Raw genomic sequence first — 26,327 nt, forward strand, 5'->3', positions numbered from 1 at the left:
GTGTGGCCTACGCCGCCACGGGCTGCTTCTGCGGCTCCGGGGTGCTCTTCACCTTCTGCGCGTACATGTCGATGTACTCGCGGCCGGAGAGGGTCATCAGCTCGTACATGATCTCGTCGGTGACGGCGCGCTCGATGAACCGGTCGCCGGCCATCCCCGCGTACCGGGAGAAGTCCAGCGCCGGCCCGAAGCGGATGTGCACGCGCTTCAGGTTCGGCAGGATCTGCCCGATCGGCTGAACCTTGTCCATGTTCATCATCGCCACCGGCACGACCACGGCACCGGACTCCAGCGCCAGCCGGGCCACCCCGGTCTTGCCCCGGTAGAGCCGGCCGTCCGGCGAGCGGGTGCCCTCCGGGTAGATGCCGAAGACGCCGCCCTCCCGCAGGATCTTGAGGCCGACCTCCAGCGCGGCCCGGGCCGCCTTCCCGCCGGAACGGTCGATCGGCACCTGCCCCGTGCCGGCGAAGAACAGCTTGATCAGGCGGCCCTTGATGCCCTTGCCGGTGAAATACTCGGCTTTGGCCGGAAACGTGACCCGCCGTTTGACGCTCAGCGGCATGAAGATCGAGTCCGCGAACGACAGGTGGTTGCTGGCGATGATCACGGGCCCCTCGGCAGGGACGTGCTCCAGCCCCTCCACCCTGGGGCGGAAGATGAGCTTCAGCACAGGCCCGAGGACGATGTACTTGAGGAACCAGTAGAGCACCGCTCAACCTTCCAAGATCTGCCAACAATCGGTGATGACCGTCGCAAAGAGCCTACGAACCAGTTCGGCACACCACAACGCACTCCCGGAACCGCCCGTGCACGTGTCAGGATTTCGGTCAGCGGTTTTTTCGCGGCGGACCCGGTCGTCGCGGTGTCGGCCGCGGGGAGGGGCAGGCGGTGCCAGGGGGTGGGGCGCGGCGCGGCCGGCGCGACAACGGCCTGGTAGCGCAGGAATACGCGGTGGTCGGAGACGTCGACCCGCGGGTCGGCGAGCATCTGCTGGACGTGCTGGCGGCCGGTGGCATCGCCGCCTATCTGCAGCCCGCCACCGACCTGCACCCGGTGACGCGCACCACGACCCTGCCCGCCAGACCCACCGACCGGCTCTACGCTGATCGTGACCACCTCGCCACGGCGCGCGACTATTTCACCCAGCTTACCGCCGTGCCCGAGCAGCACACCCCACCCGCCGAGGCCCCCCAGCCCGCCACGGCGCCCTCACCCCAGTCATCCCCGTCATCCCAGTCATCCCAGGAGGCCAAGACGAGCCGCAAGTCGGACGACGAGACGTTCGCCAGCATCATCGCCGGCTTCCACACCACCGTCGATCCGACCAGCGCCCCCTGGCCCGCCGCCGAGGACCTCGACTCATCGGGCTCCGCCGCCGCCGACATGGACACCGAGCCGGCCCCCCGCACCCCGCTGCGCCGCGCCTCCGACGCCGTCGACCGCTCCCTGCTGGACAGCCTCGACTCCTTCGGCGCCGACCTGCCCGACGACGAGGACGACGACGCCGGCTACACCCCGCCTCCCCCTCCCCCGCTGCCACGGATCGCCCCGTCGACCGTCCTGGCGGTCCTGGCCCTGATCGGCGGCCTGGTCCTGCTGATCTGGCCCGACCTCCTGCCGGTCTTCGGCCCCCAGTCCACCCTGTTCCTGGGCTTCGCCCTGCTGCTGAGCGGCTTCGTCACCCTGATCCTGCGCCTACGCCCCGGCGACGAAGAGGACGACGACCCCGACAACGGCGCCCGCGTCTGACCCACCCCCAACCACGGCACCCCCGCGCCCGCACCCCGCCGACGACGAGGACGAGGACGACGCCCCCGACCGCCCGGTGGCCTGCCGCGCCGGCGTGTCGTGCGGGCGCGGCGCGTGATGGCGCTTCGTTGGCCGGGAGTGCGGCGGGCCTCGGGAGCTGCACGTCGCAGAGCGCGGCACGTCGCGGCGAGGACGGGCTCGGTGCCGGTGACGGGCCTACTTCCACACCGTACATCAATCGATCTAATCGACCTTGCGAAAGTCACGCTCCGCGCGCACGCCGATACAGCGTTAAGCGTGAAGCGTGCGGGCGGTCAGGCGGGTTTCTCCAGCCAGTCGAGGATGGCGTCGATGGGTTCCTGCCAGCGGGCGTCGAGCATCAGGTCGTGGCCCATGCCTGGGAAGAGGAGCGGGGAGCCGCCGTACCTGCGGGCGACCCACTCCAGCGCCGACGCGGAGACCACGCGGTCGTCGGGGCTGCCGGCGACGAGGACCGGCGGGGTGCCGACCGGGGGTTCGGGCTCCTGGCGGCGGATGAGCTGACGCTGCGCGCCGGCGGGGACCCGCTGGAGGCGGGCGGCGAACGACTGGGCCGCCGAGGCCGGCAGCGAGCGGCTGAACAGCTGCGTGGAACGCAGGCTGACGTGGCCGCCGAAGAGGCCGGGGAGCGTGCCGGCGGGGTTGCGGCGCAGCAGGCCGAGGGCGGTGGCCAGGCCGCCGAAGACGGGGGCGACGAGGACGCCGGCGCGGGCCGGGTACCGGGCGAGCGCCATCGCCACGACGAGGGCGCCGGTGCCGTGGCCGACGAGGATCGCCTGCTTCGGCAGGCCTGCGGCGACCTGGGTGACGTCGTGGACGTAGTCGCGCAGGCGGGCGTCGGGGTCGGGGCCGCTGCCGCCGTGGCCGCGCAGGCTCATCGCGGCGGCGGGGAAGCCCCGGCCGGCGGTGTGCTCCAGCCAGTGCTGGGCGAAGGCCCAGGCGCCGTGGCCGTACCCGGGGACGAACAGCACCGGCGGGCGGTCATCAGAAGCCGAAGCCGAAGCCAAAGACGAAGACGAAGACGAAGACGAAGACGAAGACGAAGCAATAGCCGAAGACGAGGTGGGCTGCTCGGTGAGCACCTCGCGCCGCACCGGCTTCGGCGGCGACGACCACTCGTCGGAGCGCATGACGCGGGTCGTGGCGGACGGGGCACGGGTGGTCAACGGACCGCCTCCAGCTCGTGCAGGGACTTCTCCAGCTCCTGCAGGTACACGAAGTGGCTCACCTCGAACCAGTGCCGGGTCGAGTCGGTGACCTTGCCGGCGGTGAAACGCCGGTCGCCTTCCTGGCGCAGCTTCGCCCACAGGGCCTGCGCGCGGGTCGGCGACGCGTCGAGGACGCGCAGCCACTGGGCGATGAACACCGCCTGCCAGTGCGCCAGCGTGAACACCCCCGAGTCGGGCTGCAACAGGCCGGCGACGGCAAGGGTCGGGTGGGTGCGCGACAGCATCTGCAGCGCCAGTCGCGGGCGGCCGGCCGAGTCCGTCGAGAGCAGCTCCGGGGCGAGGAAGTCGAAGCTCGGCCGGTACCCCGTGGCGAAGACCACCAGGTCGGGGTCGATCGTGCGACCGTCGGTGAGGACGACGTCCGTGCGGTCGAAGCGCTTGACGTCGGGCAGCGGCGTGATCCCGCCGTGTCCGAGGTAGTACGGCAGCTGGCTGTTGACGAGCGGGTGCATCTCGAGCAGGCCGTGGTCGGGTTTCGGCAGGCCGAAGCGGGTCAGGTCGCCGACGGTCATGTTGATCGTGCGTTGCAGCAGCCACTGGCGCAGCCGGAACGGCAGCCGCATCGCGAGGATCCGGTCGTTGACCTGGTCGGCGGGTTTGCCGAGGGCGTACTTCGGCGCGTACCAGTAGCCGCGGCGGGTCGAGTGCCAGCACTTCGCCGCCTGCTGGGCCGCCTCGACCGCGATGTCGCAGCCGGTGTTGCCGGCGCCGACGACCAGCACCTTGCGCCCGCGCAGCTGGGAGGCGTCCTTGTACTGACTGGCGTGGATGACCTTGCCGCGGAAGTCCTCGAGCCCCTCGTACTCGGGCATCTTCGGCGACCAGTTGTGCCCGTTGGCGACCACGACGGCGGCGTAGCGCATGGTGCGCGGCGCCCCACCCCGCGAGCCGCGCACGGTGACGTCCCACCGCGGCGGGCCGCCGGCCGGGTCGTCGGCGGGTTCGACCCGGGCGACCTCGGTGCCGAACCAGATGTGCTCCCGCAGCGAGAAGTGGTCGGCGTACCGCTCGAAGTAGGCGAGCAGCTGCGAGTGGTGCGGGTAGTCGGGCCAGTCGTCGGGCATCGGGAAGTCGGGGAACTGCGTGAACGGCTTCGACGAGATCAGGTGCGTGCTGGAGTACACCGGGCTGCGGTCGTGCCGCCAGTTCCACCCGCCGCCGACGCCGGTCTCGCGCTCGTAGCAGTCGACGCCGAAGCCCGCCTCGCGGAGGTTCTTGATCGCGGTGAGGCCGGTCCCGCCGGCGCCGATGACGCAGACGGTGTCGCCGCGGTCGTAGACGGGCTCGCCGTCGCGCCAGTGGGTCGCGCCGCCGGCCAGTTCGTCGAAGCTCGTCACCCGCGTCGTCTCCCCACTGCACCGCGTCCCACTGCACCGTGCGCCCCGGTCGCCGCGCACGCCTTGTCGCGGGCAGATCCTCGTCCGCTCGGCGCTGGTTTGTCCAGTCCCGCACGTCACGCCCCCGAACCCGGCACCCATGATCCGGAAGAGTTCGGGCAGCCCTGGGTGCACAAAGTCTTCCGGATCACGCAAGGCCGCAGCCGGAGGGCGGGAGGGGCGGGCTACTCGGGCAGGTCGAGCTCGACGACGACCGGGAAGTGGTCGCTGGCCTGGCGGGCGGCGGGGGTGTCGACGACCTCGTAGGACAGGACGGTGATGCGGGGGTCGACGAAGACGACGTCGAGGCGTTCGCGTGGGGCCGAGCACGGGTACGTGTGGCGGGCGTCGGTGCCAGCGCTGTCGACGAGGCCGTCGGCGAGGGTGCGCCAGGCGGCGCCGCCGGAGTTCTCGTTGAGGTCGGCGGCGAAGACGACCGGCTCGGCCAGCTCGGACAGGTGCTGTTTGAGCAGCGTGGCCTGGCCGGGGCGTTCGGTGGCGTCGGTGGACAGGTGGGAGCCGGCGACCGCGAACGCCGACCGCCCGACGCGGCAGCGGACGAACGCGGCGCCGCGCATGTGCCGGCCGGGGGTCAGCGGGTAGCGGATGTCGAAGGCATCGACCGGGCGGACGCGCAGGTTGAGCAGGACGAGGTTGCCCAGGGACGGTAGGCCGCCGCCGCCGATGACGAGCTCGAAGTCGCGGGCGAGGGCCGCCGACTTCTGCCGCCACCGGAAGCGGCGGGGCGCCTCCTGCAGGATCGCCACGTCGGGCGCGATCTCCCGTACGACTTGCGAGAGGGCGCGGCGGTCGTCCCGCAGGCTGTGCAGGTTGTAGGAGAGGACCCTGAGTTTGCTCATACGCGCGCCAGGTCGGCGGCTCCGACCACTCCCGCGAGGTTGCCCATGAGGGCGGGGCGGACCTCGGCGACGGGAAGCCGGCCGCGCTGGGCGAGCTGCTCCTCGTAGCTGGCCCGGGCGGGCTTCATGAGCAGGTCGCCGGCGTCGATGACACCGCCGCCGACGACGATGACCTGCGGGTCGAGGATCTGCACGATGTCGGCGAGGGCGACGCCGAGCCAGCGGCCGATCTGCTCGAAGGCGTCGGTCGCGACGGTGTCGCCGAGGCGGGCGGCCTGCGTCACGAAGTGGCCCCGGATGGCGTCGGGGTCACCGCCGGCGAGGGCGAGGAGCTGCTCGGCGAGCTCGGGGTGGGCGCGGGCGTCGGCCTTGGCGAAGCGGACGAGGGCGTTGCCGCTGGCGTACTGCTCGAGGCAGCCGTTGCGCCCGCAGCCGCAGGGGTGGCCGCCGGGGACCATCGTCATGTGGCCGAGCTCGGCGGCGATGCCGTTGGTGCCTCGGATGAGGCCGCCGTTGATGACGATGCCGCCGCCGATGCCGGTGCCGACGGTGAAGAGGACCATCGAGCTGTCGGCGTCGTGGCCGGCGCCGAACTGGAACTCCGCCCAGGTGGCGGCGTTGCCGTCGTTCTCCACGACGACGGGCAGGCCGACCGCGGCGGTGATCTTCTCGCGCAGCGGCTCGTTGCGCCAGGCGAGGTTGGGGGCGAACTGGACGGTCGAGCGGGTCGCGTCGATCCAGCCCGCCGCGCCGATGCCGACGGCGTCGACGGGGTGCGCGGCGGCCAGCTCCTGGATCACCTCGATGATCCGGTCGGCCGTCTGCGACGAGTCCTGCGCCGGCGTGTCGCGCCGGGTCTGCGCGAGGACGTCACCCGCCGAGTCGACGACTCCGCCGAGGACCTTGGTTCCGCCGATGTCGACTCCGATGGTCAATCCCACCGCGTCTGTCTCCTCTCGCACAGGCGCTATGCCTCGGGATCAATCTTGGGTTTGACGGCCTTCTTGGCCATCGGTTTCGGCGACTTCGGTGTCTCCGTCGTGGCGTGCTGCCACACGTCTTCGGGTGTTTCGGGGGTTTCCGGTGTACCGGTGGATCCTGGCGAGCTGTCGCGACGAGCTCCGGTCGCGCTGTCGCCGCCGAAGGCTCGCAGGACGCCCGCCAGGCCGACGGCCAGGTCGCCGACGCCGGTGGCGAGGCGCTCGGCGAACTCGGGGTCGGGGTCGCGGGCGGCGGCGATGGCCTTGCAGACCGGGCAGACGCAGCACTCGGCGGAGCCGGTGGCGAAGCCGGCGGTGCTGTTCGCGGCGACCGACAGGGCGGCGAGGGCGGTCGCGACGAGGCGTTCAGCCTCCTCGCGCGCGTCCCGGCTCATGCCGCACCCCCGGACAGGCCCTCGACCTGCCGCTTGAGCTCCTTGAGCGCGGTGTCCATGATCATCTTCTCGGCCTTGCGCTTGAACATGCCGAGCATGCCGATCGCGAGCTCCACGGCGAGGGAGTACGTGACCGTGGAGGTGCCGTCGCCGTTGGCGGTGATGTCGTAGGAGCCGTCCTGCTGCTTCTGCATCTTCGACGGCGCGACCAGGCTCCACTCGATCCGGGTCAGGTCCTCGGCATACTCGTACTGCAGCGTGTACTCGTCCGACACCGGGCCGGAGTCCAGCGCGAAGCGCACCTGACTGGCGTAGCCGTCCTCGTACTCCTCGACCACCTCGACCGATTTCACCGCGGCGACCCACTCGGGGTATCGGGCGAAGTCGGCGATGACCTCGGCGATGCGCTCCGGGGGCGCGTCAATGACGATCGACTGCGTCGAAGTGTCGGCCATGCGTGGCAGGCTACCTCTGCGGTGCGCCTGACGATCCGTCGGCAGGGTAGGTTCCCGAATACGGGTTGAAACGAAGGAGTCGGAACGTGCGCGAGTTCACCGTGCCCTCAGCGGTCACTGTCGGCGACCACGCCACGCTGACCGACCCCGTGTGGGACAACGCGGTCACCGCGCCGGACGCGGTGCAGTTCCAGCGCCAGCAAGCTGGCGGATGGCAGGATGTCACCTGCGCGCAGTTCCACGACCAGGTGCTGACGCTCGCCCGGGGGCTGCTCGCCGCCGGCGTCGAGCCCGGTGAGCGGGTCGCGCTGATGAGCAAGACGCGCTACGAGTGGACCCTCATCGACTACGCGATCTGGTCGGTCGGCGCGGTCACCGTGCCGATCTACGAGACGTCCAGCGCGGAGCAGGTCGCCTGGATCCTCGAGGACTCCGGCGCGGTCGCCTGCTTCGTCGAGACCGACACGCACCGCGACACGGTCGCCGCGATCCGCGACCGGCTGCCGGCGGTCGAGCACGTGTGGCAGATCGACGGCGCGCCCGGCACGCCCGGCGCGATCGACGTCCTCGGCGCCGACGGCGCGGCCGTGCCCCGCGAGGACGTCGAGCGGCGGCGGGCCGGCACCAGGGCCGACGACCTCGCCACGATCATCTACACCAGCGGGACCACCGGCCGGCCCAAGGGCTGCATGATCACCCACCGCAACATGCTGTCGGACATCGTCAACGCGATCCCCGAGCTGCAGTCGCTGTTCCACCAGGGTGCCCGGACGCTGCTGTTCCTGCCCCTGGCGCACTCGTTCGCCCGGCTGATCCAGATCGGCGTCGTGCAGGCCCGGGCCACGATGGGCCACACCGCCGACACGAAGAACCTGGCGGCGACCCTGCAGAGCTTCCGGCCGACGTTCGTGCTGTCGGTGCCGCGCGTGTTCGAGAAGGTGTACAACACGGCGAAGCAGCGCGCCCACGCCGACGGCAAGGGCGCCATCTTCGACCGGGCGGAGCGGGTGGCGATCGCGTTCAGCTCCGCGGAGCGGCCCGGTCCGCTGCTGCGCGCGCAGCACGCGTTGTTCGACCGTCTCGTGTACGGGAAGCTGCGGGCCGCGCTCGGCGGGCAGTGCTCGCGGGCGATCTCCGGCGGCGCGCCCCTCGGCGAGCGGCTCGCGCACTTCTACCGCGGCATCGGCGTCACCATCTTCGAGGGGTACGGGCTGACCGAGACCTCCCCCGCCACCAACGCCAACCGTGACACCGGCGCGCGCATGGGCACCGTCGGGCGCCCGCTGCCCGGCGTCACGATCCGCATCGACGACGACGGCGAGATCCTCGTCCAGGGCGACATCGTCTTCAAGGGGTACTGGAACAACCCTGCCGCGACGGCGGAGGCGATCGACGCGGACGGCTGGTTCCACACCGGCGACATCGGCGAGCTCGACGACGACGGGTACCTGCGCATCACCGGTCGCAAGAAGGAGCTCATCGTCACCGCCGGCGGCAAGAACGTCGCCCCGGCCGTCCTGGAGGACCGGGTCCGCGCGCACCCGCTCGTCAGCCAGTGCATGGTCGTCGGCGACCGGCAGCCGTTCATCGCCGCCCTCGTCACCGTCGACCCCGACGCGCTGCCGGCCTGGGCCTCCGCGCACGGCAAGCCCGCCGGCGCCGACGCGGCCGCGCTCGTCGACGACCCCGAGCTGCGCGCCGAGATCCAGACCGCGATCGACGACGCCAACACCACCGTGTCGAAGGCCGAGGCGATCAAGGTGTTCCGGATCCTGCCGCAGGACTTCACCGAGGCGACCGGCACGCTCACTCCGTCGTTGAAGGTGAAGCGGAACGTCGTCCTGAAGGAGTACGCCGGCGAGATCGCCGCCATCTACGAGCGCTGATGCATTCACCTACGGTAGGGAGGACCATTCGTTGACCGAGCTGACGGTGCTGGGCGACCGTCCCAGAGGCGCCGTGATCGCGGTTCGTGTCCTGATGCTCGCGCTCGTCGCGGCGCTGCTGTTCATCGACGGCACGCGTGCCGAGGAGCTGCTCTGGCTCGCGCTGCTGCTGATCGCGGTCGCGATCGCCACGGTCGCGCCGCCGGCGCACCGGATCGCGCACTTCGGGCGCGCCGCCGAGGTGCTCGTCGTCGCGCTCGCCGCCTCCGGCGTGGACACCGGCTTCCTCGTGTACCTGCCGGTGCCGGTCGTCGGCACGGCCCTCGCCTCGGGGATGGTCGTCGCCGGCGGTTACCTCGCGGCCGCGGTGGCGCTCCTCGTGGCCGGTGGCGCCGCCGACGGGGTGCTCGACGAACGCCGGCACCTCGCCGCCTGCCTGACCTGGGTGGTCGTCGCCGGGGTCAGCGCGTATCAGGCGGGGGTCCTGCAGCGGGCGTTCCTCGCCCGGCGCACCGACGAGACGCCGCAGCCGTACGTGGAGGCGACCCGCCTGCTCACCCAGCTGCGCAGCGTCGCCCGGCAGCTGCCCGGCGCGACCCTCGACCCCGGCGGCCTCGCCGAGCACCTCCTCGACGAGGTCCGGGCGATGGTCCCGTCGTCCCGCGGCGCCGTCCTGTCCGGCAGCGGCGGCGGCCGGCTCGTCGTGCTCGCCCAGGCCGGCGTGGAGCGCCTCGACTGGGAGACCGCGCTGGACACCGAGAGCTCCGTCGCCGACGCGTGGGCGACCCAGCAGCCGGTCGTGTCGGGCCGCTCGCAGGCCCGCTCGGTCGCGCCCAGCCGCGACATCTCCTCGATGGTCGTGCCGCTCGTCGCCGGCGTCCGCACCGTCGGGCTCATCATCCTGGAGAGTGACACCGCCGGGGCGTACCCGCCGGCGATCCTCGCCCGCGTGACCGGCCTGACCGGTGCGGCCGCGCTGCGCCTCGAGGCGGCGCTGCTCTTCGACGAGGTCCGGTCCCTCGCCACCACCGAGGAGCGGCAGCGGCTCGCCCGCGAGATCCACGACGGTGTCGCCCAGGAGCTCGTCATGGTCGGCTACGGCATCGACAACGCGGTCGCCGCGCTGCCCGACGCCGCCGCCGCCGAGGAGGAGCTGCGCATCCTGCGCGCCGAGGTCACCCGCGTCATCACCGAGCTGCGGCTGTCGCTGTTCGAGCTGCGCAGCGAGGTCGACCGGTATGGCGGCCTCACCGCGGCGATCGCCGACTACGCCCGCACCGTCGGCGCCTCCGCCGGGCTCCGCGTGCACCTCTCGCTCGACGAAACCACCGCCCGGCTGCCCGCCGCAGTCGAGGCGGAACTGCTGCGCATTGCCCAGGAAGCCATCACGAACGCGCGGAAACACGCCGGGGCGGAGAATCTTTGGGTAACGTGCGCGGTCGATCCACCGTTCGCACAGGTAGAAATCTCCGACGATGGAAGCGGCATCGGTGAGAACCGCCCAGACGGACGCTATGGTCTTGCGATCATGGCCGAGAGAGCGGAACGTATCCGAGGCCGGTTGGAGATCACACCGCGCGTGCCGAATGGGACAACAGTGGCGGTTGTGCTCGGAACCGCACCGCGTGCGCGGTAGCGTGAAGGCACCAGAGGGAGAGAGCACCGGGAATGTCGACTACCGCGACGCCGACGACACGTACCAAAGTTCTGCTCGTCGACGACCACGATCTCATCCGCCGAGGACTGCGGCACGCCTTCGAGCGTGACCGGCAGTTCGAGGTGGTGGGCGAGGCCGCGACGGCCGCCGAGGCGATCCGCCAGGCCGGCGCCCTGCAGCCCGACGTGGTCATCATGGACCTGCGCCTCCCCGACGGCAGCGGCCTGGAGGCGACCCGCGCCCTGCGCAAGACCAGCAACACCATGGGCATCGTGGTCCTGACCATGTACGCCGGCGACGACCAGCTCTTCGGCGCGCTCGAGGCCGGCGCCTCCGCGTTCGTGCCGAAGACCGCCCCGGCCGACGAGGTGGTCGCCGCGGCCCGTCACGCCGCCTCGGCGCCTTCCGCGTTCACCGCCGCCGACCTCGCCGAGGCGATGAAGCGGCGCCTGGCCCCCAGCGGCCCGCAGCTGTCCCCCCGTGAGGGCCAGGTGCTGCGCCTGCTCGCCGACGGCATGAGCGTCGCCGGCATCGCCAAGCAATTGTTCGTCTCCGAGTCCACCGCGAAGACGCACATATCGAAGCTGTACGAGAAGCTCGGCGCCGCCAACCGCGCCCAGGCCCTCATGACCGCCCTGCGGCTCGGCCTCCTCGAAGCCCCCGACGCTCCGAAGTTCTGACCCACTTCCCCGGATTTCGACTTTTCGATAGGCGCTGGCCGATCTGCCCCCAACCCCCAGAACGGCCAGCCTGTCGTTTCTCAACCCCGCATCCCGCCCGCCGCCATCGACCACATTCGCACCGCGGACGCCCATTCCTCCACCTCCACGCGAATCCCCCACTCGTTCGGCCCCCGCCGACCAGCACCACTTCAAAGCCACCACCCACCCACTCCGACCGCCGATCCCGTCCGCTCCGACCACACCGCACCCGCGCTCATGATCCAAGGCCAACCACGGCCGCCCCGACGGCCACCACGCGACTTCGATCACCGAGCAGACGGCCCACCGCGCCGCTCCGAACCACCACTCCGGGGCCACCACTCTGGGCGCAGCCCCCAGCCCCCGCTCTGGCCACGCCGCCCATGCGCTCATGATCCAAGGCCAACCACGGCCGCCCGGACAGCCACCACGCGACTTCGATCACCGAGCTGGCGGACCATAAACGCGACTCACCGGCACCACCCTCCCCACGCCACGCCCACGCCCACGCCCACGATCCAAGGACAACCACGGTCGCCCCGACGGCCACGAGGCGACTTCGATCACCGCGAAGGCGGGACACAGCGCAGCTCCCCGGGCACCGCGCTGAGCACGCCACGCGTGCGCTCATGATCCAAGGACGGCCGTGGCCGCCCGGGCGGCCACCAGGCAACTTCGTTCGCCGAGAGGGCGGAGCACAGCGCAACTCCCGTGGCACCGCCTTGACGGGGCTGCGCTTGCGACCGTGATCCAAGGACGGTTGCGGCTGCCCCGACGGCCACTGCGCGACTTCGATCTGTGCGCCGCCGGATCTGCGGCACCCGCTCGAACGGGACCGCGACCCGAAGCATCCAGCGCTCCCGGAAACAGGAAGCGCAGGTCAGCACGTCGCAGGCCAGGAGCTGCGACACCAATGCCGCGCTCCCCGACGGCGCCGGACTCGACCGCGCCAGGCCTCTCCGGCACTCGTCCGTACGGGACCGCCGGTCGGAGAAGCGCGGACCGGCGTGCCGCGAAGCGGGGGACGGTGGCCGGGTGCCGCCAACGTCAGCGGGAGCCGGGCGGAGCTTGGGTGAGCAGGGTGCGAAGACGGTCCGCCTGGGTCTCCCAGCGCCACTCCGACTCGACCCAGGCGCGCCCCGCGGCGCCCATCCTCGCGGCGAGGGCGGGGTCCCGCAGGAGGGTCGTGATGCGGTCGGCGACGGCGGGCACGGCGCGGCCCGGGACGACGAACCCGGTCTCGCCCTCACGGACGGCGTCGGGGGCGCCGCCGGAATCGCCGGCGACGACGGGGAGGCCGGTGGCGGAGGCTTCGAGGTACACGATGCCGAGCCCCTCGACGTCGAGCCCGCGGCGGCGGGTGCGGCAGGGCATCGCGAAGACGTCGCCGGCGGCGTAGTGGGCGGGCAGTTCGGCCCACGACACGGCGCCGGTGAACACGACGTCACGCTCGACGCCGGTCTCGCGGGCCAGGCGCTCCAGGGCCGGCCGGTGCGGCCCGCCGCTGACCAGCAGCAGCGCGGCGTCGGGGACAGCGCGGCGGATGAGCGGCAGCGCCCGGATCAGCACGTCCTGGCCCTTGCGGGGCACGAGGCGGGACACGCAAACGATGACGGGCCGGTCGGTGAGATGGTGGCGGGCGCGGACCAGGTGGCGGTCGACCTGTGGTGAATACGCGTCGACGTCGACCCCTGGCGCCAGCCGCTGCAGCGACGTGAGCCCGTCGAGGACCTTGGCGAGCCGGGTGCGCGTGTACTCACCCAGGTACGTGACGACGTCGGCCCCCCGGCCGATGCGCCGCAGCAGGGTGCGGGCGCCGGGCAGCGCGGCCCAGCCGACCTCGTGCCCGTGGGTGAGCGCGACGACCCGCTCGACCCCCGCCCGGCGTCGCAGGCCATCGGCGAGCAGCCCGAGCGGCGCCGCCGCCCCGAACCAGACACTGTCGCAACCGTGCGCCCGGGCGAGCTCGGCGGCGCGCCGGGCGACACCGGCCGTGGGCAGGAGCATGCCCGTCCGCTCCCGGACCACCTCGAACGGCTGCTCCGCGTCGAACTTCTCCGCCCCCTGGAACGTCGAGCAGTAGACGACGACCGACCCGGCGGGCTGCCGCACCGCCAGGTTGTGGACGAACTGCTGGATCCCGCCGGGCCTGGGCGGGAAGTCATTCGTGATGAGCAGGGTGGTCACCGTGCACCCCGCCCTGCCGCGGACCCGCGGGACGCCGCGCCGGGTCGCCGGTCCCCACCCGGCCGGGCCGGACCGGCAGTCGTCGCGCGCGCCGTGCTCACCGCTCGCCCCGGGCCCAGGCGCGGGCCTCGGCCATGCGCTCCACGGCGGTCGGGTGGGAGCCGAACAGGAACTGCTCGACGGGGTTGGGGTCGGGGTCGCCGAGGTTGACCAGGGAGAGCCGGCCCTGCATGGCCTCGAAGCCGGCCGGGTCGGCGGTGAGCTGCAGGGCGTGCCGGTCGGCGCGGGCCTCGACGCGGCGCGACACGAACGCCTGGGCCGGGCCGGCGAGCAGGCCCGCCACGGTCGCGACGGCGATCAGCAGGGCGACCGCGCGCGGCTCGCCGATCGAGTCCACGCCCGCGCGGCGCAGCAGGGCGCCCCACGAGCCCAGCAGGTACAGCGCGCAGACGGCGGCGGCCGCGCCGAACGCGCCGAGCAGCGTGCCGGTGAGCACATCATTGTCCTTGGCGTGGCCGAGCTCGTGCGCGACGACCGACTCGACCTCCTCCGGCGGCGCCTTCTCCAGCAGGGTGTCGTAGACGACGATGCGGCGGGTCGGGCCGAGACCGGACACGTACGCGTTGACGGCCCGGGTGCGGCGGGACGCGTCGGCGATCAGCACGTCGCGGACGGGGACGCCGTCGCGCTCGGCGAGCGCCATGAGCCGGGTCCGCTGCTCCCCCTCGGGCATCGGGGTGAACTTGTTGAAGACCGGCTCGACCAGCACCGGGAAGATGAACGACAGCAGCACCGTGAGCAGGGCCGCGCCGACCGCTCCCCACGCCCACCACCAGCGGGGCACGAAGTGCGTGATGGTGAAGAAGCCGACGAGCACGACCGCGCCGATCACCGCGCCGACGGCATAGCCCTTGAGCATGTCGACCGTCCAGGCGGACCAGTCCTGCGTGGACAGCCCATAGCGCCTGAGGATGGACTGGCGCCAGGCGGCGAGCGGCAGCGCCGCCACCTCACCGACGAAGACGACGGCGAGCCCGCCGAGCAGCGCCCGGGCGAGCCAGTGGCCGCCGAACGGCCGGGACACCTGCTCGACGATCCACGCGCCGGCCGGGGTCAGGCCGAGCAGGAGCGCGACGAGCAGGCCGAGGCCGATGGACAGATACATCCCGGGGCGCAGCGCCGCGTGGAACGCCTGCCCCTTGGCGACGGCGTCGGCGGGCAGCGTGTCGAGCGCGGCGAGCTGGTCGGCTCGCGGCGCGGGCGGCGCCGACCAGGGCACCCGCAGCGCCGCGACCACCACGACCGCGACGATCAGCGCCGCGAGGGTGATCGCCGCCCATGCGCGAGGAGTCACGCCGCACCTCCTGGTCGGAAACTCCGCAAGCTTATGCGGCGCGGTGCCGTCTCGACCGGCGCGGTGCGGCCGGCTCGACGTGGGTGGGGTCGAGCACGGTGACCTCGAACCCGGCCCGCTCGAACACCTCGATGGCGCGGACCTCGGCCGCGCCGAGCTGGTGCAGGGCGGGTGGCGTGTCGAGCAGCAGGGTCACCACGCAACCGCCGCAGGCGGTGCCGCGCACTGAACAGGTCTCGCAGTCGACGAGCATCGCTCCTCCTCCGTTGACCGTCTGTAGCTCCACGGTAAGCGGGGGGTATGACAAAAATGTGTTTCCGCAGGTCAGGAGCGTGATAGCCGGCGGAGGAGGGTGTCGTTCCCCAGCGGGTACGCACCGTGACGGCGTACACCGTCGATGACCTCCTTGTCGGAGGAGATCACCACGACCGGGCGGCCGGCCGGCTCGGCCCTGACCAGGCGCCGGATCAGCTCGTCGGCGGTCTCGCCCTTCTTGGAGAACAGCACCCGCACGCCGCGCGGCGCCGGCGGCAGCCCGACGACCCGCTCGGCGCCGTCGAAGACGACGGTGACCTCGGCCCTGGTCTGGGCGACGAGACCACCGACCCCGGCGACCAGGCGGTTGCGCTGCTGTTCGAGGGAGAGCTCCCCGTAGCCCTTCTTCGTGACGTTGTACCCGTCGACGATCATGTGCGCCTTCGGCAGGCTCAGCAGCTGGTCGAGGCGGGCGGGGTCGTCGGCGTCGAGCGCCCGGGCCGCGCCGGCGCCGGGTGCGTTGTCCGGGCGGTCGGCGTCGTGCTCGGCGACGAAGTCGGCCGGCAGCCGGTCGGTGGGGTCGAGGGCCAGCTCGCGGCGCAGCCCCACGGCGGCCTGCCCGATCGTCTCCAGCAGCAGCCAGAGGCGGGCGTCGTCGACGGCGCGGGCGTCCTTGGCGCTCTGCCGCTGGGCGCCGGCCACGGTCTCCGCCTCGGCGAGCTTGGCGCGCACGCGGCGCAGCTCGGCGTCGTGGTCGGCGGTCGCCCGGGTGGCGCGGCCCTTCTCGCTGGCGAGCATGTCGGTCGCCTTGCGCTCCTTGGCCTGGCTCTCCCGCAGCGCCTTGCCCAGCGAGCGGACCTCCTCGCGGAGGCCGGCGGTCTCGTCGCGGAGGCGGGCCAGCTCGTCGCGGAGCTTGTCGGCCTCGACCCGGGCGACGGCGCGGTCGTGCTCGGCGCGGGCGAGGCGCTGCTCGACGTCGCGGATGCGGTCGGACGCGGCGGCGTCCTCGGCCTCGGTGCGGACCGTGTCGGTGGCCCGCTCGACCAGGTCGCGCCAGCCGTCGGGGCGGGCGAGGTAGGCCAGCGCGGCGACCTCGACGGGGTCGGCGGCCGGCGGCGCGACCCCTTCCAGAATCGAGGCGCCCAGGTCACCGGCGTCGTTGACGACCCTGGTCGCGAGGCGCTGGCGCAGCAGCGGGTCGCCGGACAGCTGCATCGCGATGACGGGTCCGCCGAGGCGGGCGCGCCGGTTGGGGGCGAACTTCGCGACCCGCCGCAGCGGCATCGGCAGCTCGTCGAGGGGCAGGCCGGTCATGGCGCCGGCCGCGAGGGAGATGACCCGCTGGCGGATGATCTCGGGCAGCGCGGGCTCGGCGCCGCCGTCGGAGTCCGGCAGGTCGACGTCCTCCGGCGCAGACGTCACCGCGGCCTCGTCGTCGAGGTCGTCGGGAGCATCGTGCGCGGGCATCACTCCAGTGTCGCATTGTCGACCAGATTCGCCCCGGATGGTCTCCAGGACCGGCGGCTTCCCTCGAAAGGCTAAAAGCTGACATATCCTTATTTCACCCGATTGGGTACGCCAGCGAGGAGGCACGGACATGCAGCCGCCGGTACCCGACAACGAAGCGGAACGGATCTCGACCCTGCGGGGACTGGCGGTCCTCGACACCCCGCCGGAGACAGACTTCGACGACATCGTCAGGATCGCGTCGGAGGTCTGCGGCGCCCCGATCTCCCTGGTCACCCTGGTCGACACCCAGCGACAGTGGTTCAAGGCCAAGACCGGCCTCGACGGCATCACCGAGACGCCCCGCGAAGTGGCGTTCTGCGCCCACGCGATCATGGGCCGCGACCTGATGGTCGTCCCGGACGCCACCGCGGACGCGCGGTTCGCCGACAACCCGTTCGTCAGAGCCGCGGACGGCATCCGCTTCTACGCCGGCGCGCCCCTGCTGACCAGCGAAGGCGCGGCACTCGGCACCCTGTGCGTGGTCGACCACGCGCCGCACCGGCTCAACCTGGACCAGATGCGGGCGTTGCGGGCGCTCGCCAGGCAGGTCACGGAGCTGCTCGAGCTGCGGCGCCTGGTCGACGCCGCCGCGCTCGACGGCCCGCCCGAGTCCAGGTCGGTCGACCTCACCTACCTGACCGAGGCCCGCATCCGCGAGTTGCGCCCCATCGCGGACGCCAGAAACATGGCCATCACCCTCGGAGTGACCGATGCGGCGTCGGTACAGGCGGATCCCGGCCGACTGTCGCGCGCGCTGGACTATGTGGTGTTCTCGGCGTTGAAGGTCGCGCCGCCCGGCGGACGGGTCGCGGTGCGGGTGCTGGGCACCCCGGTCCCGACGGTGGAGATCAGCCACGCGGGTGGTTCGATCGCCCCGGAGTGGCAGGCCGACCTCGACGGCACGCGGGAGGCCGACGAGCTGGTCCCACGGGCCGTGGCGGAGATCCTGCGGTCCCACGGGGCGACCGTGGCCAGGACCAACGCGGCCCTCGGCTCGCCGGACGTCCGGTTCGAGCTGCGCTTCCCGCCGCACTGAGCGATTTTTTGTCACACCCTGGTCGTAGTGTGCGCGCGTGGCCGACTACCACCAGGAAACGCTCGATGCCCTGTTCGACGACCCGCGTGCGGCGACGCTGTTCGCGTCGACGTTCGTGGTCGTCGACCTGGAGACGACCGGCGGCGCACCCGACGGCGGCGGCATCACCGAGATCGGCGCGGTCAAGGTCCGCGGCGGGGAGGTCCTGGGCGAGTTCGGCACGCTGGTCAATCCCGAGGAGCGGCTGCCGGCGTTCATCACCGTCCTGACCGGCATCACCGAGGCGATGCTGGTCGAGGCGCCGAAGATCGACACGGTGCTGCCGGCGTTCCTGGAGTTCGCCGCGGGCGCCGTGATGGTGGCGCACAACGCCCCCTATGACACCGGGTTCCTCAAGGCGGCGTGCGCCAAGCACGGCTACGCGTGGCCGAAGCCGATCGTGCTGGACACCGCCGCGATCGCCCGGCGGGCCCTGGTCGCCGACGAGGTGCCCAACAACAAGCTGTCCACCCTCGCCCGGCACTTCCACGCGAGCACCCAGCCGATCCACCGGGCCCTCGACGACGCCCGCGCCACCGTCGACGTCCTGCACGGGCTGATCGCCAGGCTGGGCAGCCACAAGGTGCACACCATCGGCGACACGATCGAGTTCGTGAAGGCGGTCAGCCCGTCCCAGCGGCGCAAGCGACACCTCGCCGAAGGCCTGCCCGACGCGCCGGGGGTCTATGTGTTCCGCGGGCACAAGGACCGCCCGCTCTACATCGGCACCAGCTCGTCGATCGCGACCCGGGTCCGCAGCTACTTCACCGCCGCCGAGAAGCGCGCCCGCATCGACGAGATGATCAACGCGGCGCAGCGGGTCGAGGCGATCGTCTGCGCCCACTCCCTGGAGGCCGAGGTCAGAGAGCTGCGGCTGATCGCCGCGCACAAGCCGCCGTACAACCGTCGCTCCAAATTCCCAGAGCGGGTGATGTGGCTCAAGCTCACCGCCGAGGCCTATCCCCGGCTGTCGATCGTGCGCGACGTGCAGCCCGACGGCGCGGCATACCTGGGGCCGTTCGCGTCCCGCCGCGGCGCCGAGCTCGCCGCCGCCGGCATCTATGACGCGCTGCCGCTGCGCCAGTGCACCCACAAGCTGTCGCTGCGCACGAAGACGCCCGCGTGCGCGCTCGCCGAGCTCGGCCGCTGCCCGGCGCCGTGCGAGCACCGCATCTCCCCCGGCGACTACGAGACCGCGGCCGCCGAGCCGTTCCGCACCGCCACGACCGGTGACCCGGGCCCCGTCGTCCGCGGGCTCATGGCCCGCATCGAGGCACTCGCGACCGCCGAGCGCTTCGAGGACGCGGCCACGATCCGCACCCGGCTGATCACGTTCCTGCGCGCCGCGATCCGCATGCAGCGGCTCGCCTCGCTGACCAGCCTGCCTGAGCTGATCGCCGCCCGGCCCTCCGCCAAGGGCGGCTGGGAGCTCGCCGTGGTGCGACACGGCCGTCTCGCCGCGGCCGGCGTGTCACCCCCGCGGGTGCATCCACAGCCGACGCTGGATGTGGTTCTCGCCACAGCCGAGACGGTCCAGCCGGGTCACGGGCCGACGCCACGCGCGTCGCCGGAGGAGACCGAGCGGATCCTCGCCTGGCTCGAGCGTCAGGAGACACGCCTGGTCAAGGCCGATATGGGTTGGTCATCTCCGGCCACGGGGGCCGGTCGGTGGCGCCCGTTCCTCGCCCGCGCGGAGGCCGCCGCGACGGTCCGGATCGACCTGGAAGGCTAAGCACATCGGACGATCGCACATACTCAAATGACCGATCGGATGCCACGAGGGAAACTAGGCTGGAACCTACCCAAACCCAGGCCCGCCCGGCCCGTCGGTGAGGAGGTGCCGCATGGAGCCCGGTCTGCATCAGTCCGGTGCGCCCCTGGATGCTGGCCCCTCCACGGTCACCGGCGCCGGCGGAGCCAACTCCGGGTCCTCGTCCGCGCACAGCGAGTTCATGTTGGACCCACTGACGCCCGGGGGCAAGCCCAACGAGCCGACGGGTTTTGCGCACCCGTTGGCGACGGGGTTCACGACCGGCGGGGCATCGCCGCCGACACCCGGCGCCACCGAAGCCCAGCAGCTCCTGGACGCGGTGGGCGAGGTGCTGCTCGGCCCGCGTGGGCTGCCGACCGCGTCGATCAACGTGCCCGAGGCCCCGCCGCGGCGCCGCCCTGCCCACCCGGCCGGCCGCCACCCGGAGCGCAACACCAGGGACAGGGTGCGGCAGGATCGGCAGCGGGTGGAGCGGACGTACGTCGACAGGACCCCCTCCGACCGCCGGGACTCGCCCTCCCCGGCCAGGTCCCCCCAGGACAGCGCGCCGCAGGACAAGCACCCAGAGGCCACGGCGCCACAAGGCACTGCCTCACAGGACAAGACGCCACAGGACCGAGCGCCACAGGACCGGGCACCGCGAGACAGCACGCCACAGGACAGCACGTCGCACGACCGGGCCTCCCACGACAGGCACCCGCACGGCGCCGCCTCGCAGAACGCCGCTCCGCAGGGCAGCGCCCCTCAGGGCAGCACCTCGCAGGATCAGGTCTCGCACGACGGGCACCCACAGGACAGCGCCCCTCAGGACGCCTCGCAGGACCGGGCCCTTCAGCACGGGCAACCGCACGGCAGCGCCTCGCAGGGCAGCGCCTCGCAGGGCAGCGCCTCGCAGGGCAGCGCCTCGCAGGACCGGGAAGCTCCGAGCAAGGGTCCGCAGGACGAGGCGGGACGCGGCCGGGTGGCGCCAGGTGAAGGAGCCCAGAACGCGGGCCACCGGGACGGTGCGGCGCAAGGGCAGGAGCCGGAGGCCGGGCAGGCCCCGGACCCGGAGGCCCAGGACGTGGTGGCCCAGGACGGTGCGGGGCGGAGCTGGGGGTCGCGGGGCGAGGGGTCTCGGGACGCGGCCTGGCAGCGTGGCGCGCGGGTAGGCCGAGACGTGGGGACTGTGGAGAGTCAGGCCGCGGTGGTGGCGCCCCCGGGCGAGGTCGTGAGCGAAGCGGCGCCCGGGCAGCGGGTGCCGGTGGATGGGAAGAGCTGGCAAGGAGCGGCCGGGGGGCAGAGCGCCACGGACGCGGGGCAGGACGGAGCGGGTGGCTCCGGGCACGACGGTGGCGTTGGCGTATGGGGCGAGCAGCGGACACCCGCGCAGAGCACGGCAGGCGGGTCCGGGCGCGACAACCCCGGCGTGCGGGACGAGCAGCAGACGCCCGCGCAGTGGACCGGGCAAGAAGCGGCAGGCGGGTCCGGGCGCGACAATCTCGGCGTACAGGGCGAACAGCAGACACCCGCGCAGTGGACCGGGCAAGAAGCGGCAGGCGGATCCGGGCGCGACAACCCCGGCGTGCGGGACGAGCAGCAGACACCCGCGCAGTGGGCGGGGCAGGGGCAGCGGCCGCAGCGGGCGGCGCAGGATCAGGGTGACGGGCGCAGGGACTGGCCGGCCAACGAGCGGCCGCCGGCGCCGCGGGGTAATCCCGGGAGTGCCGCCGGTGGGCGGGCGCGCAACGAACGGTCCGCCGGTGAGCGGGCGGGGTCGGACACGGGAGCGGGCGCCGGGGGCGAGCGGGACGTCGCGGGCAGGAGCGCCGGCGCGGAAGCGAACGGTGCCGCCGGGCAGACGGACGCGGCCGCCGGTACACGCGAGGACACGACCGCCGGGAAGGCCAAGGACAAGGCGGGCCGGAAGGGTGGCAGGGACGCGGCGGTGAAGCGGGCGGTGCCCGTGGACGACCGGTTCGCGGCGCCGAGGGCCAGGCTCACCGCGCCGCCCACCGAGGACTCGCCGGCGGTGCCGCCGCCGCCGTCGTATTCGGCGCTGGTCGGTGGGGCGGTGCCCGGGGACCCGACGTCGACGTACTCGGCGATCATCGGGTCGCGGCTGCGGGCGATGCTGCCGTGGCAGTCGGCCGAGGACCCCATGTCCAACGTGCTGCGGTCGCACCGGACGATCCACCCGATGGGCGACGTGGCGTTGCTGCGGCGGGCGTACGCGACGGCCGAGCAGATGCACCGCGGGCAGATGCGCAAGAGCGGCGAGCCGTTCATCTCGCACCCGCTCGAGGTGACGGAGATCCTCGCCGACCTGGGGATGGACACGACGACGCTGGTGGCGTCGCTGCTGCACGACACGGTCGAGGACACGGACTACACGCTGGGCGCGCTGGAGCGGGACTTCGGCGGCGAGGTGGCGCTGCTCGTCGACGGCGTGACGAAGTTCGACAAGATGTTCTACGGCGCGGACGCCGAGGCCGAGACGATCCGCAAGATGATCGTCGCCGCCGGGCGGGACGTGCGGGTGCTCGTCATCAAGCTGGCGGACCGGCTGCACAACATGCGCACGCTGGACGCGCGGTCGATCAAGTCGCAGGTGCGGATCGCGACCGCGACGCGGGAGGTGCTGATCCCGCTGTGCGAGCGGCTCGGCATCCAGGCGCTGAAGCGGGAGCTCGAGGACTGGGTGCTGCGGGCGGTCAGCCCCGGCGGGTACGCGCTGATCGACGAGTACGTGCGGCAGCGCAAGGGCTGGGACGGCTACCTCGAACGGGTCATCGCGGCCGTCAACACGGACCTGCGGAAATTCGGCATCGACGCGCAGGTGTCGCCGCGGCCGAGGCACCTGTACTCGATCTGGAAGGACACCGTCGACGGCAACTACGAGGACCCGCACGACATGCCGCGGGTCGTCATCATCGTCGACGGGCCCGAGACGGACTGCTACGCCGCGCTCGGCGCGGTGCACGGCAAGTGGCGGCCGGTGCCGGGGCGGTTCAAGGACTTCATCGCCACGCCGAAGGGCAACAACTACAAGTCGCTGCACACCACGGTGCTCGGCCCGGAGGGGCAGTCCCTGGAGGTGCTGATCCGCACCGAGGAGATGCACCAGGCCGCCGAGTACGGCATCGTCGCCAACTTCCGGTATCCGCACGTGGCGGCCCGCTTCGGCCCCGCGTCGAAGGCGGAGCAGCTGAACTGGCTGCGGCGGCTGCTGGACTGGGAGGCGGCGGCGTCGGACCCGTCGCAGTTCATCGCGTCGCTGCGGTGCGACCTGGCCGAGGACCAGATCCTGGTGCTCGCCGAGGGCGGCGGCCGGCCGGTGCTGCTGCCGCAGGACGCCACGCCGGTCGACCTCGCGTACATCCTCGGCGCGGACGTCGGCAACCGATGTATCGGCGCGAAGGTGAACGGCCGGCTGATCGCGGTGTCGTCGCCGCTCGCCGACGGTGACACGGTCGAGATCATCACACGGACCGGGCAGCGCGACGAGTTCGACTTCGACGCCGACGCCCCCGCGCGCGGGCCGTCGCCGGAGTGGCTGGAGTTCGTGAAGACGCCGCACGCCCGGCTGCACATCAGCCGGTGGTTCGAGGCGCACGAGGCGCCCGCGATCACCGTCGCCAACAAGGTGCGGCTCGGCCGGCTCGCGATCGGTCTGGCGCTGCGCCGGCAGGGCCGCGGCCTGGCCAGCGACCTGCCGCTGGTGCGGCTGTCGGCCCGGCTCGGGTACCCGGACCTGGAGACGCTGCTCGTCGCCGTCGCCGACCACAGCCGCACCGCGGACGAGGTGGTCGAGGAGTTGATCGCCCTGGTCGACCACTCGCCCCGGTAGGCCGCTAGCCTTTCGGAGATGGCGGTAAAACAACAACTGCGCATGGTGGCGTACCGGACGTTCTACCGTCTCCCGTCCCGCTGGAAACGCAGGATCGTGCGGACGTTCCAGCCGACGTACACGGTCGGCGCCGTCATCCTGGTGCGCGACCCCGAGGCGAGCCGGATCCTGCTGCTGCGGCAGCCGCCGGGCGCGGGCTGGTCGCTGCCGGCGGGGCTGATGGACCGCGGTGAGCGGCCCGTGCAGACCGCCGCGCGCGAGCTCGCCGAGGAGACCGGGATCAAGCTGCCCCTGGAGCGCTTCCGGCCGGCGAACCCGAACGCCCTCGTGCACACCCGCGGGCAGTGGATCGACATGGTGTTCGAGGTTGAGGTCGAGCCGCCCGCCGAGCTGGTCGTCGACGCCGCGGAGGTCATCGAGGCCGCCTGGCACCGGCTCGACACGCTGCCGCCGCTGACCGTGTCGACGTCGCAGCTGCTCGCGCACTACGGGATCGGGCCGTACAAGGACTACCCCGAGGTGCTGACGAAGTGACCGACATCTGTGCGGTGATCCTCGCCGCGGGTGAGGGCCGCCGGCTGCGGCCGCTGACCGAGCACCTGCCGAAGGCCCTGTGCCCCGTCGGCAACGTGGCGCTGCTCGACCGGGCCATGGCCAGGGTCGCCGCGCTCGGGATCGCCGGCCCCGCCGACCTGGCGGTCAACGCCTGCTATCTCGGGGACCAGGTCGTCGCGCACGTCGGCGACCGGGCGCACCTCTCCGTCGAGCCTGGTGATCCGTTCGGTACCGCGGGCGGCGTCGCGCTGCTGAAGGACTGGATCGGCGGCCGCGGCGTCCTGGTGGGCAACGCCGACGCGTACCTGGCGGCGGGCGAGATCCCGGAGACGTCCGGCAGAGGGGAAGGCGGCGCGGACGGTCCGGCCGCCGACATCGCGGAGCTGCTCGAGGGCTGGGACGGTTCGACGGTACGGATGCTCGGCGTGCCCGGGCCGCCGAAGGAGTTCGGCAGGCACCGGTTCGCCGGGTTCTCGCTGCTGCCGTGGGACCTCGTGGAGCGGCTGGAGGCGGTGCCGTCGGACCTGGTGAGGACCACGTGGCGGCCCGCGGAGCGGGAAGGGCGGCTGGAGGTCGTCGAGTACCGCGGGACGTACCTGGACACGGGCACGCCCCGGGACTACGTGACGGCGAATCTGCACGCCGTACACCATGAAACCCTGATCGGTGAGGGCGCCGTGGTGACCGGGAGCGTGGAGCAGGCGGTGATCGGCGCGGGGGCCGTCGTCGCCGGTCAGGTGGTCCGCGGGGTGGTGTGGCCGGGCGGGGAGGTCCTCGCGGGCGAGACGCTGCGCGACGCGGTCCGGGTCGGCCGGGAGCTCACCGTCGCGGCGGATTAGCATGACGATGTCCACATGCTGGAAGGAGCACCGCAGGTGATCACCGCGATCGTCCTCATCGACTGCGCGACCGACTCGATCCCCGAGGTGGCCGAGAACATCGCCAACCTTCCCGGGGTCAGCGAGGTGTACTCGGTCGCCGGCAACGTCGACCTGATCGCGATGGTCCGGGTGCGGCAGTACGAGGAGATCGCCGAGGTCATCGCCGGCGGCATCTCGAAGGTGGCGGGTGTGATCGACACCGACACGCACATCGCGTTCCGCGCGTATTCACAGCACGACCTGGAAGAGGCGTTCTCGATCGGTCTGCCCGACACGGACTAATTTCCAGCAAATTTGCCGCCCCTTGCAGCAAGCCGTTCGCCGCAGCTGTCGGCAAGCCGCAAGAAACCGGGAAAACCGCTGGTAAGGGCCCCGACAGTGCGCCAAATCGCATCGAACCCGGCCCGGCGACGCGGTAGCCTCGACGCCCATGAGGATCGGCATCGTCGGAGCCACGGGTCAGGTCGGCAGCGTCATGCGCCACATCCTGGCCGAGCGTCAGTTTCCGGTAGACCAGTTGCGCCTGTTCGCGTCCGCCCGCTCCGCGGGCCGGCCGATCGACTGGCAGGACCAGCAGATCACGGTGGAGGACGCGGCGACCGCCGACTACTCCGGCCTGGACATCGTGCTGTTCTCCGCGGGCAAGGGGACGTCGAAGGAGCTGGCGCCGAAGGTGGCCGCCGCCGGTGCCGTCGTCGTCGACAACTCCTCCGCCTGGCGGATGGACCCGGACGTGCCGCTGGTCGTCGCGGAGGTCAACCCGCACGCGATCGCGAACCGCCCGAAGGGCATCATCGCCAACCCCAACTGCACCACCATGGCCGCGATGCCGGTGCTGCGCCCCCTGCACGAGGAGGCCGGCCTGGTCGCCCTCGTCGCCGCCACCTACCAGGCGGTGTCCGGCGCCGGGCTCAGCGGCGTCGCCGAGCTTGACGAGCAGGTCCGCAAGGTCGCCGACGGCGCCGCCGCGCTCGCGTTCGACGGCTCGGCCGTCGAGTTCCCGGCGCCGAAGCAGTTCTCCCGGCCGATCGCCTACAACGTGCTGCCGCTCGCGGGCTCGATCGTCGACGACGGCTCGTTCGAGACCGACGAGGAGCAGAAGCTCCGCAACGAGAGCCGCAAGATCCTCGAGATCCCCGGCCTGAAGGTGTCCGGCACCTGCGTGCGCGTGCCCGTGTTCACCGGCCACTCGCTGCAGCTCAACGCCCGGTTCGAGCGGGCCGTCTCGGTCGAGCGGGCCATCGAGCTGCTCTCCGCCGCGCCCGGCGTGGTCCTGACCGACGTGCCGACGCCGCTGCAGGCCGCCGGCGCCGACCCCAGCTTCGTCGGCCGGATCCGGGTCGACGAGACCGTCGAGCACGGCCTGGCGCTGTTCGTCTCCAACGACAACCTGCGCAAGGGCGCGGCGCTGAACGCCGTCCAGATCGCCGAGCTCCTCGTCAAGTGACCAAGGTGGGGGGGGGGGGGGCGGGGGCCCCCCCCCCCCCCCCCCACCAACCCCACCCCCCCCCCCCCCCCCAAAAAAACAACGGGCAAGAACGCCCCCCCCCCCCGCCCGCGCCCCCCGCCCGGCGAGACCGGGAC

20 protein-coding genes and 2 pseudogenes are annotated in these 26,327 nt (G+C 72.5%); 11 read left to right on the forward strand and 11 right to left on the reverse strand.

Annotated features, from left to right (window positions below):
• Window positions 1–7: 7 nt before the first annotated feature.
• Entirely contained in the window at window positions 8–709 is a 702-nt protein-coding gene (locus ABZ321_RS50090) for a lysophospholipid acyltransferase family protein (RefSeq protein ID WP_344506282.1), read from the reverse strand.
• A gap of 179 nt (window positions 710–888) precedes the next feature.
• Here ABZ321_RS50090 and ABZ321_RS50095 point away from each other — a divergent pair, with 179 nt between their 5' ends.
• Window positions 889–1,749: a DUF308 domain-containing protein gene (locus ABZ321_RS50095; protein WP_354903485.1), complete on the forward strand. Its 861-nt coding sequence runs from the start codon at window positions 889–891 to the stop codon at window positions 1,747–1,749.
• A 314-nt stretch (window positions 1,750–2,063) separates the two neighbouring features.
• On the opposite strand, the gene ABZ321_RS50100 is transcribed toward ABZ321_RS50095, so the two are convergent.
• The 6 genes and pseudogenes from ABZ321_RS50100 to ABZ321_RS50125 all read right to left on the reverse strand — a co-directional run bounded on the left by ABZ321_RS50100 (window position 2,064) and on the right by ABZ321_RS50125 (window position 7,083).
• Window positions 2,064–2,918 (reverse strand): alpha/beta hydrolase, encoded by an 855-nt coding sequence (locus ABZ321_RS50100; RefSeq protein ID WP_354903497.1) that lies wholly within the window; start codon window positions 2,916–2,918, stop codon window positions 2,064–2,066.
• 32 nt (window positions 2,919–2,950) lie between these two features.
• The gene (locus tag ABZ321_RS50105; RefSeq protein WP_344506280.1) at window positions 2,951–4,354 is read right to left on the reverse strand and encodes an NAD(P)-binding domain-containing protein; all 1,404 of its coding nucleotides are present in this window, start codon (window positions 4,352–4,354) and stop codon (window positions 2,951–2,953) included.
• A 224-nt stretch (window positions 4,355–4,578) separates the two neighbouring features.
• The gene (locus tag ABZ321_RS50110) at window positions 4,579–5,253 is read right to left on the reverse strand and encodes an endonuclease/exonuclease/phosphatase family protein (RefSeq protein WP_354903487.1); all 675 of its coding nucleotides are present in this window, start codon (window positions 5,251–5,253) and stop codon (window positions 4,579–4,581) included.
• Window positions 5,250–6,194 (reverse strand): ROK family glucokinase, encoded by a 945-nt coding sequence (locus ABZ321_RS50115; protein WP_354903489.1) that lies wholly within the window; start codon window positions 6,192–6,194, stop codon window positions 5,250–5,252. The genes ABZ321_RS50110 and ABZ321_RS50115 overlap by 4 nt, the downstream gene beginning before the upstream one ends.
• Window positions 6,195–6,394: 200 nt before the next feature.
• A pseudogene (locus ABZ321_RS50120) lies at window positions 6,395–6,628 on the reverse strand (hypothetical protein); the annotation flags it as partial.
• Window positions 6,625–7,083: an SRPBCC family protein gene (locus ABZ321_RS50125; RefSeq protein ID WP_354903490.1), complete on the reverse strand. Its 459-nt coding sequence runs from the start codon at window positions 7,081–7,083 to the stop codon at window positions 6,625–6,627. The pseudogene ABZ321_RS50120 and the gene ABZ321_RS50125, both read right to left, overlap by 4 nt.
• An 86-nt stretch (window positions 7,084–7,169) precedes the next feature.
• Here ABZ321_RS50125 and ABZ321_RS50130 point away from each other — a divergent pair, with 86 nt between their 5' ends.
• The 3 genes from ABZ321_RS50130 (at window position 7,170) to ABZ321_RS50140 (ending at window position 11,306) form a co-directional block, all read left to right on the forward strand.
• Window positions 7,170–8,969, forward strand: coding sequence for a long-chain fatty acid--CoA ligase (locus ABZ321_RS50130; RefSeq protein ID WP_344506276.1), 1,800 nt, complete (start codon window positions 7,170–7,172; stop codon window positions 8,967–8,969).
• Between the two features lie 94 nt (window positions 8,970–9,063).
• Window positions 9,064–10,605 carry a GAF domain-containing protein gene (locus tag ABZ321_RS50135; RefSeq protein WP_344506345.1) on the forward strand — a complete coding sequence of 514 codons (1,542 nt, stop codon included), beginning with the start codon at window positions 9,064–9,066 and terminating at the stop codon, window positions 10,603–10,605.
• 32 nt (window positions 10,606–10,637) lie between these two features.
• Window positions 10,638–11,306, forward strand: coding sequence for a response regulator transcription factor (locus ABZ321_RS50140; RefSeq protein WP_033362529.1), 669 nt, complete (start codon window positions 10,638–10,640; stop codon window positions 11,304–11,306).
• 1,068 nt (window positions 11,307–12,374) lie between these two features.
• Here the strand turns inward: ABZ321_RS50140 and ABZ321_RS50145 are convergent.
• The 4 genes from ABZ321_RS50145 to ABZ321_RS50160 form a co-directional block, all read right to left on the reverse strand.
• Entirely contained in the window at window positions 12,375–13,514 is a 1,140-nt protein-coding gene (locus ABZ321_RS50145; protein ID WP_354903492.1) for a glycosyltransferase family 4 protein, read from the reverse strand.
• Between the two features lie 97 nt (window positions 13,515–13,611).
• Window positions 13,612–14,868 (reverse strand): M48 family metallopeptidase, encoded by a 1,257-nt coding sequence (locus ABZ321_RS50150; RefSeq protein WP_344506274.1) that lies wholly within the window; start codon window positions 14,866–14,868, stop codon window positions 13,612–13,614.
• 31 nt (window positions 14,869–14,899) lie between these two features.
• Entirely contained in the window at window positions 14,900–15,121 is a 222-nt protein-coding gene (locus ABZ321_RS50155; RefSeq protein ID WP_344506273.1) for a hypothetical protein, read from the reverse strand.
• Between the two features lie 71 nt (window positions 15,122–15,192).
• Window positions 15,193–16,590: an NYN domain-containing protein gene (locus ABZ321_RS50160; protein ID WP_344506272.1), complete on the reverse strand. Its 1,398-nt coding sequence runs from the start codon at window positions 16,588–16,590 to the stop codon at window positions 15,193–15,195.
• 130 nt (window positions 16,591–16,720) lie between these two features.
• Between ABZ321_RS50160 and ABZ321_RS50165 the strand changes: the two genes are divergently transcribed.
• The 7 genes and pseudogenes from ABZ321_RS50165 to ABZ321_RS50195 all read left to right on the forward strand — a co-directional run bounded on the left by ABZ321_RS50165 (window position 16,721) and on the right by ABZ321_RS50195 (window position 26,190).
• On the forward strand, window positions 16,721–17,668 hold the full coding sequence (locus tag ABZ321_RS50165; RefSeq protein WP_344506271.1) for a GAF domain-containing protein: 948 nt from the start codon (window positions 16,721–16,723) through the stop codon (window positions 17,666–17,668).
• A 37-nt stretch (window positions 17,669–17,705) separates the two neighbouring features.
• Window positions 17,706–19,439: a DEDD exonuclease domain-containing protein gene (locus ABZ321_RS50170; RefSeq protein WP_344506270.1), complete on the forward strand. Its 1,734-nt coding sequence runs from the start codon at window positions 17,706–17,708 to the stop codon at window positions 19,437–19,439.
• A gap of 2,137 nt (window positions 19,440–21,576) precedes the next feature.
• Window positions 21,577–23,307: pseudogene (locus ABZ321_RS50175) on the forward strand (HD domain-containing protein); the annotation flags it as partial.
• Window positions 23,308–23,325: 18 nt separating this feature from the next.
• Window positions 23,326–23,841 carry an NUDIX hydrolase gene (locus tag ABZ321_RS50180; RefSeq protein ID WP_344506269.1) on the forward strand — a complete coding sequence of 172 codons (516 nt, stop codon included), beginning with the start codon at window positions 23,326–23,328 and terminating at the stop codon, window positions 23,839–23,841.
• The gene (locus ABZ321_RS50185) at window positions 23,838–24,701 is read left to right on the forward strand and encodes a sugar phosphate nucleotidyltransferase (protein WP_354903494.1); all 864 of its coding nucleotides are present in this window, start codon (window positions 23,838–23,840) and stop codon (window positions 24,699–24,701) included. Before ABZ321_RS50180 ends, ABZ321_RS50185 begins: the two co-directional genes overlap by 4 nt.
• Before the next feature lie 36 nt (window positions 24,702–24,737).
• Window positions 24,738–25,025 (forward strand): Lrp/AsnC ligand binding domain-containing protein, encoded by a 288-nt coding sequence (locus tag ABZ321_RS50190; protein WP_344506344.1) that lies wholly within the window; start codon window positions 24,738–24,740, stop codon window positions 25,023–25,025.
• A 148-nt stretch (window positions 25,026–25,173) separates the two neighbouring features.
• Window positions 25,174–26,190, forward strand: coding sequence for an aspartate-semialdehyde dehydrogenase (locus ABZ321_RS50195; protein WP_344506267.1), 1,017 nt, complete (start codon window positions 25,174–25,176; stop codon window positions 26,188–26,190).
• Window positions 26,191–26,327 lie beyond the last annotated feature (137 nt).

The organism is Dactylosporangium sp. NPDC006015, from assembly GCF_040614215.1.
Lineage (GTDB): Bacteria > Actinomycetota > Actinomycetes > Mycobacteriales > Micromonosporaceae > Dactylosporangium > Dactylosporangium maewongense.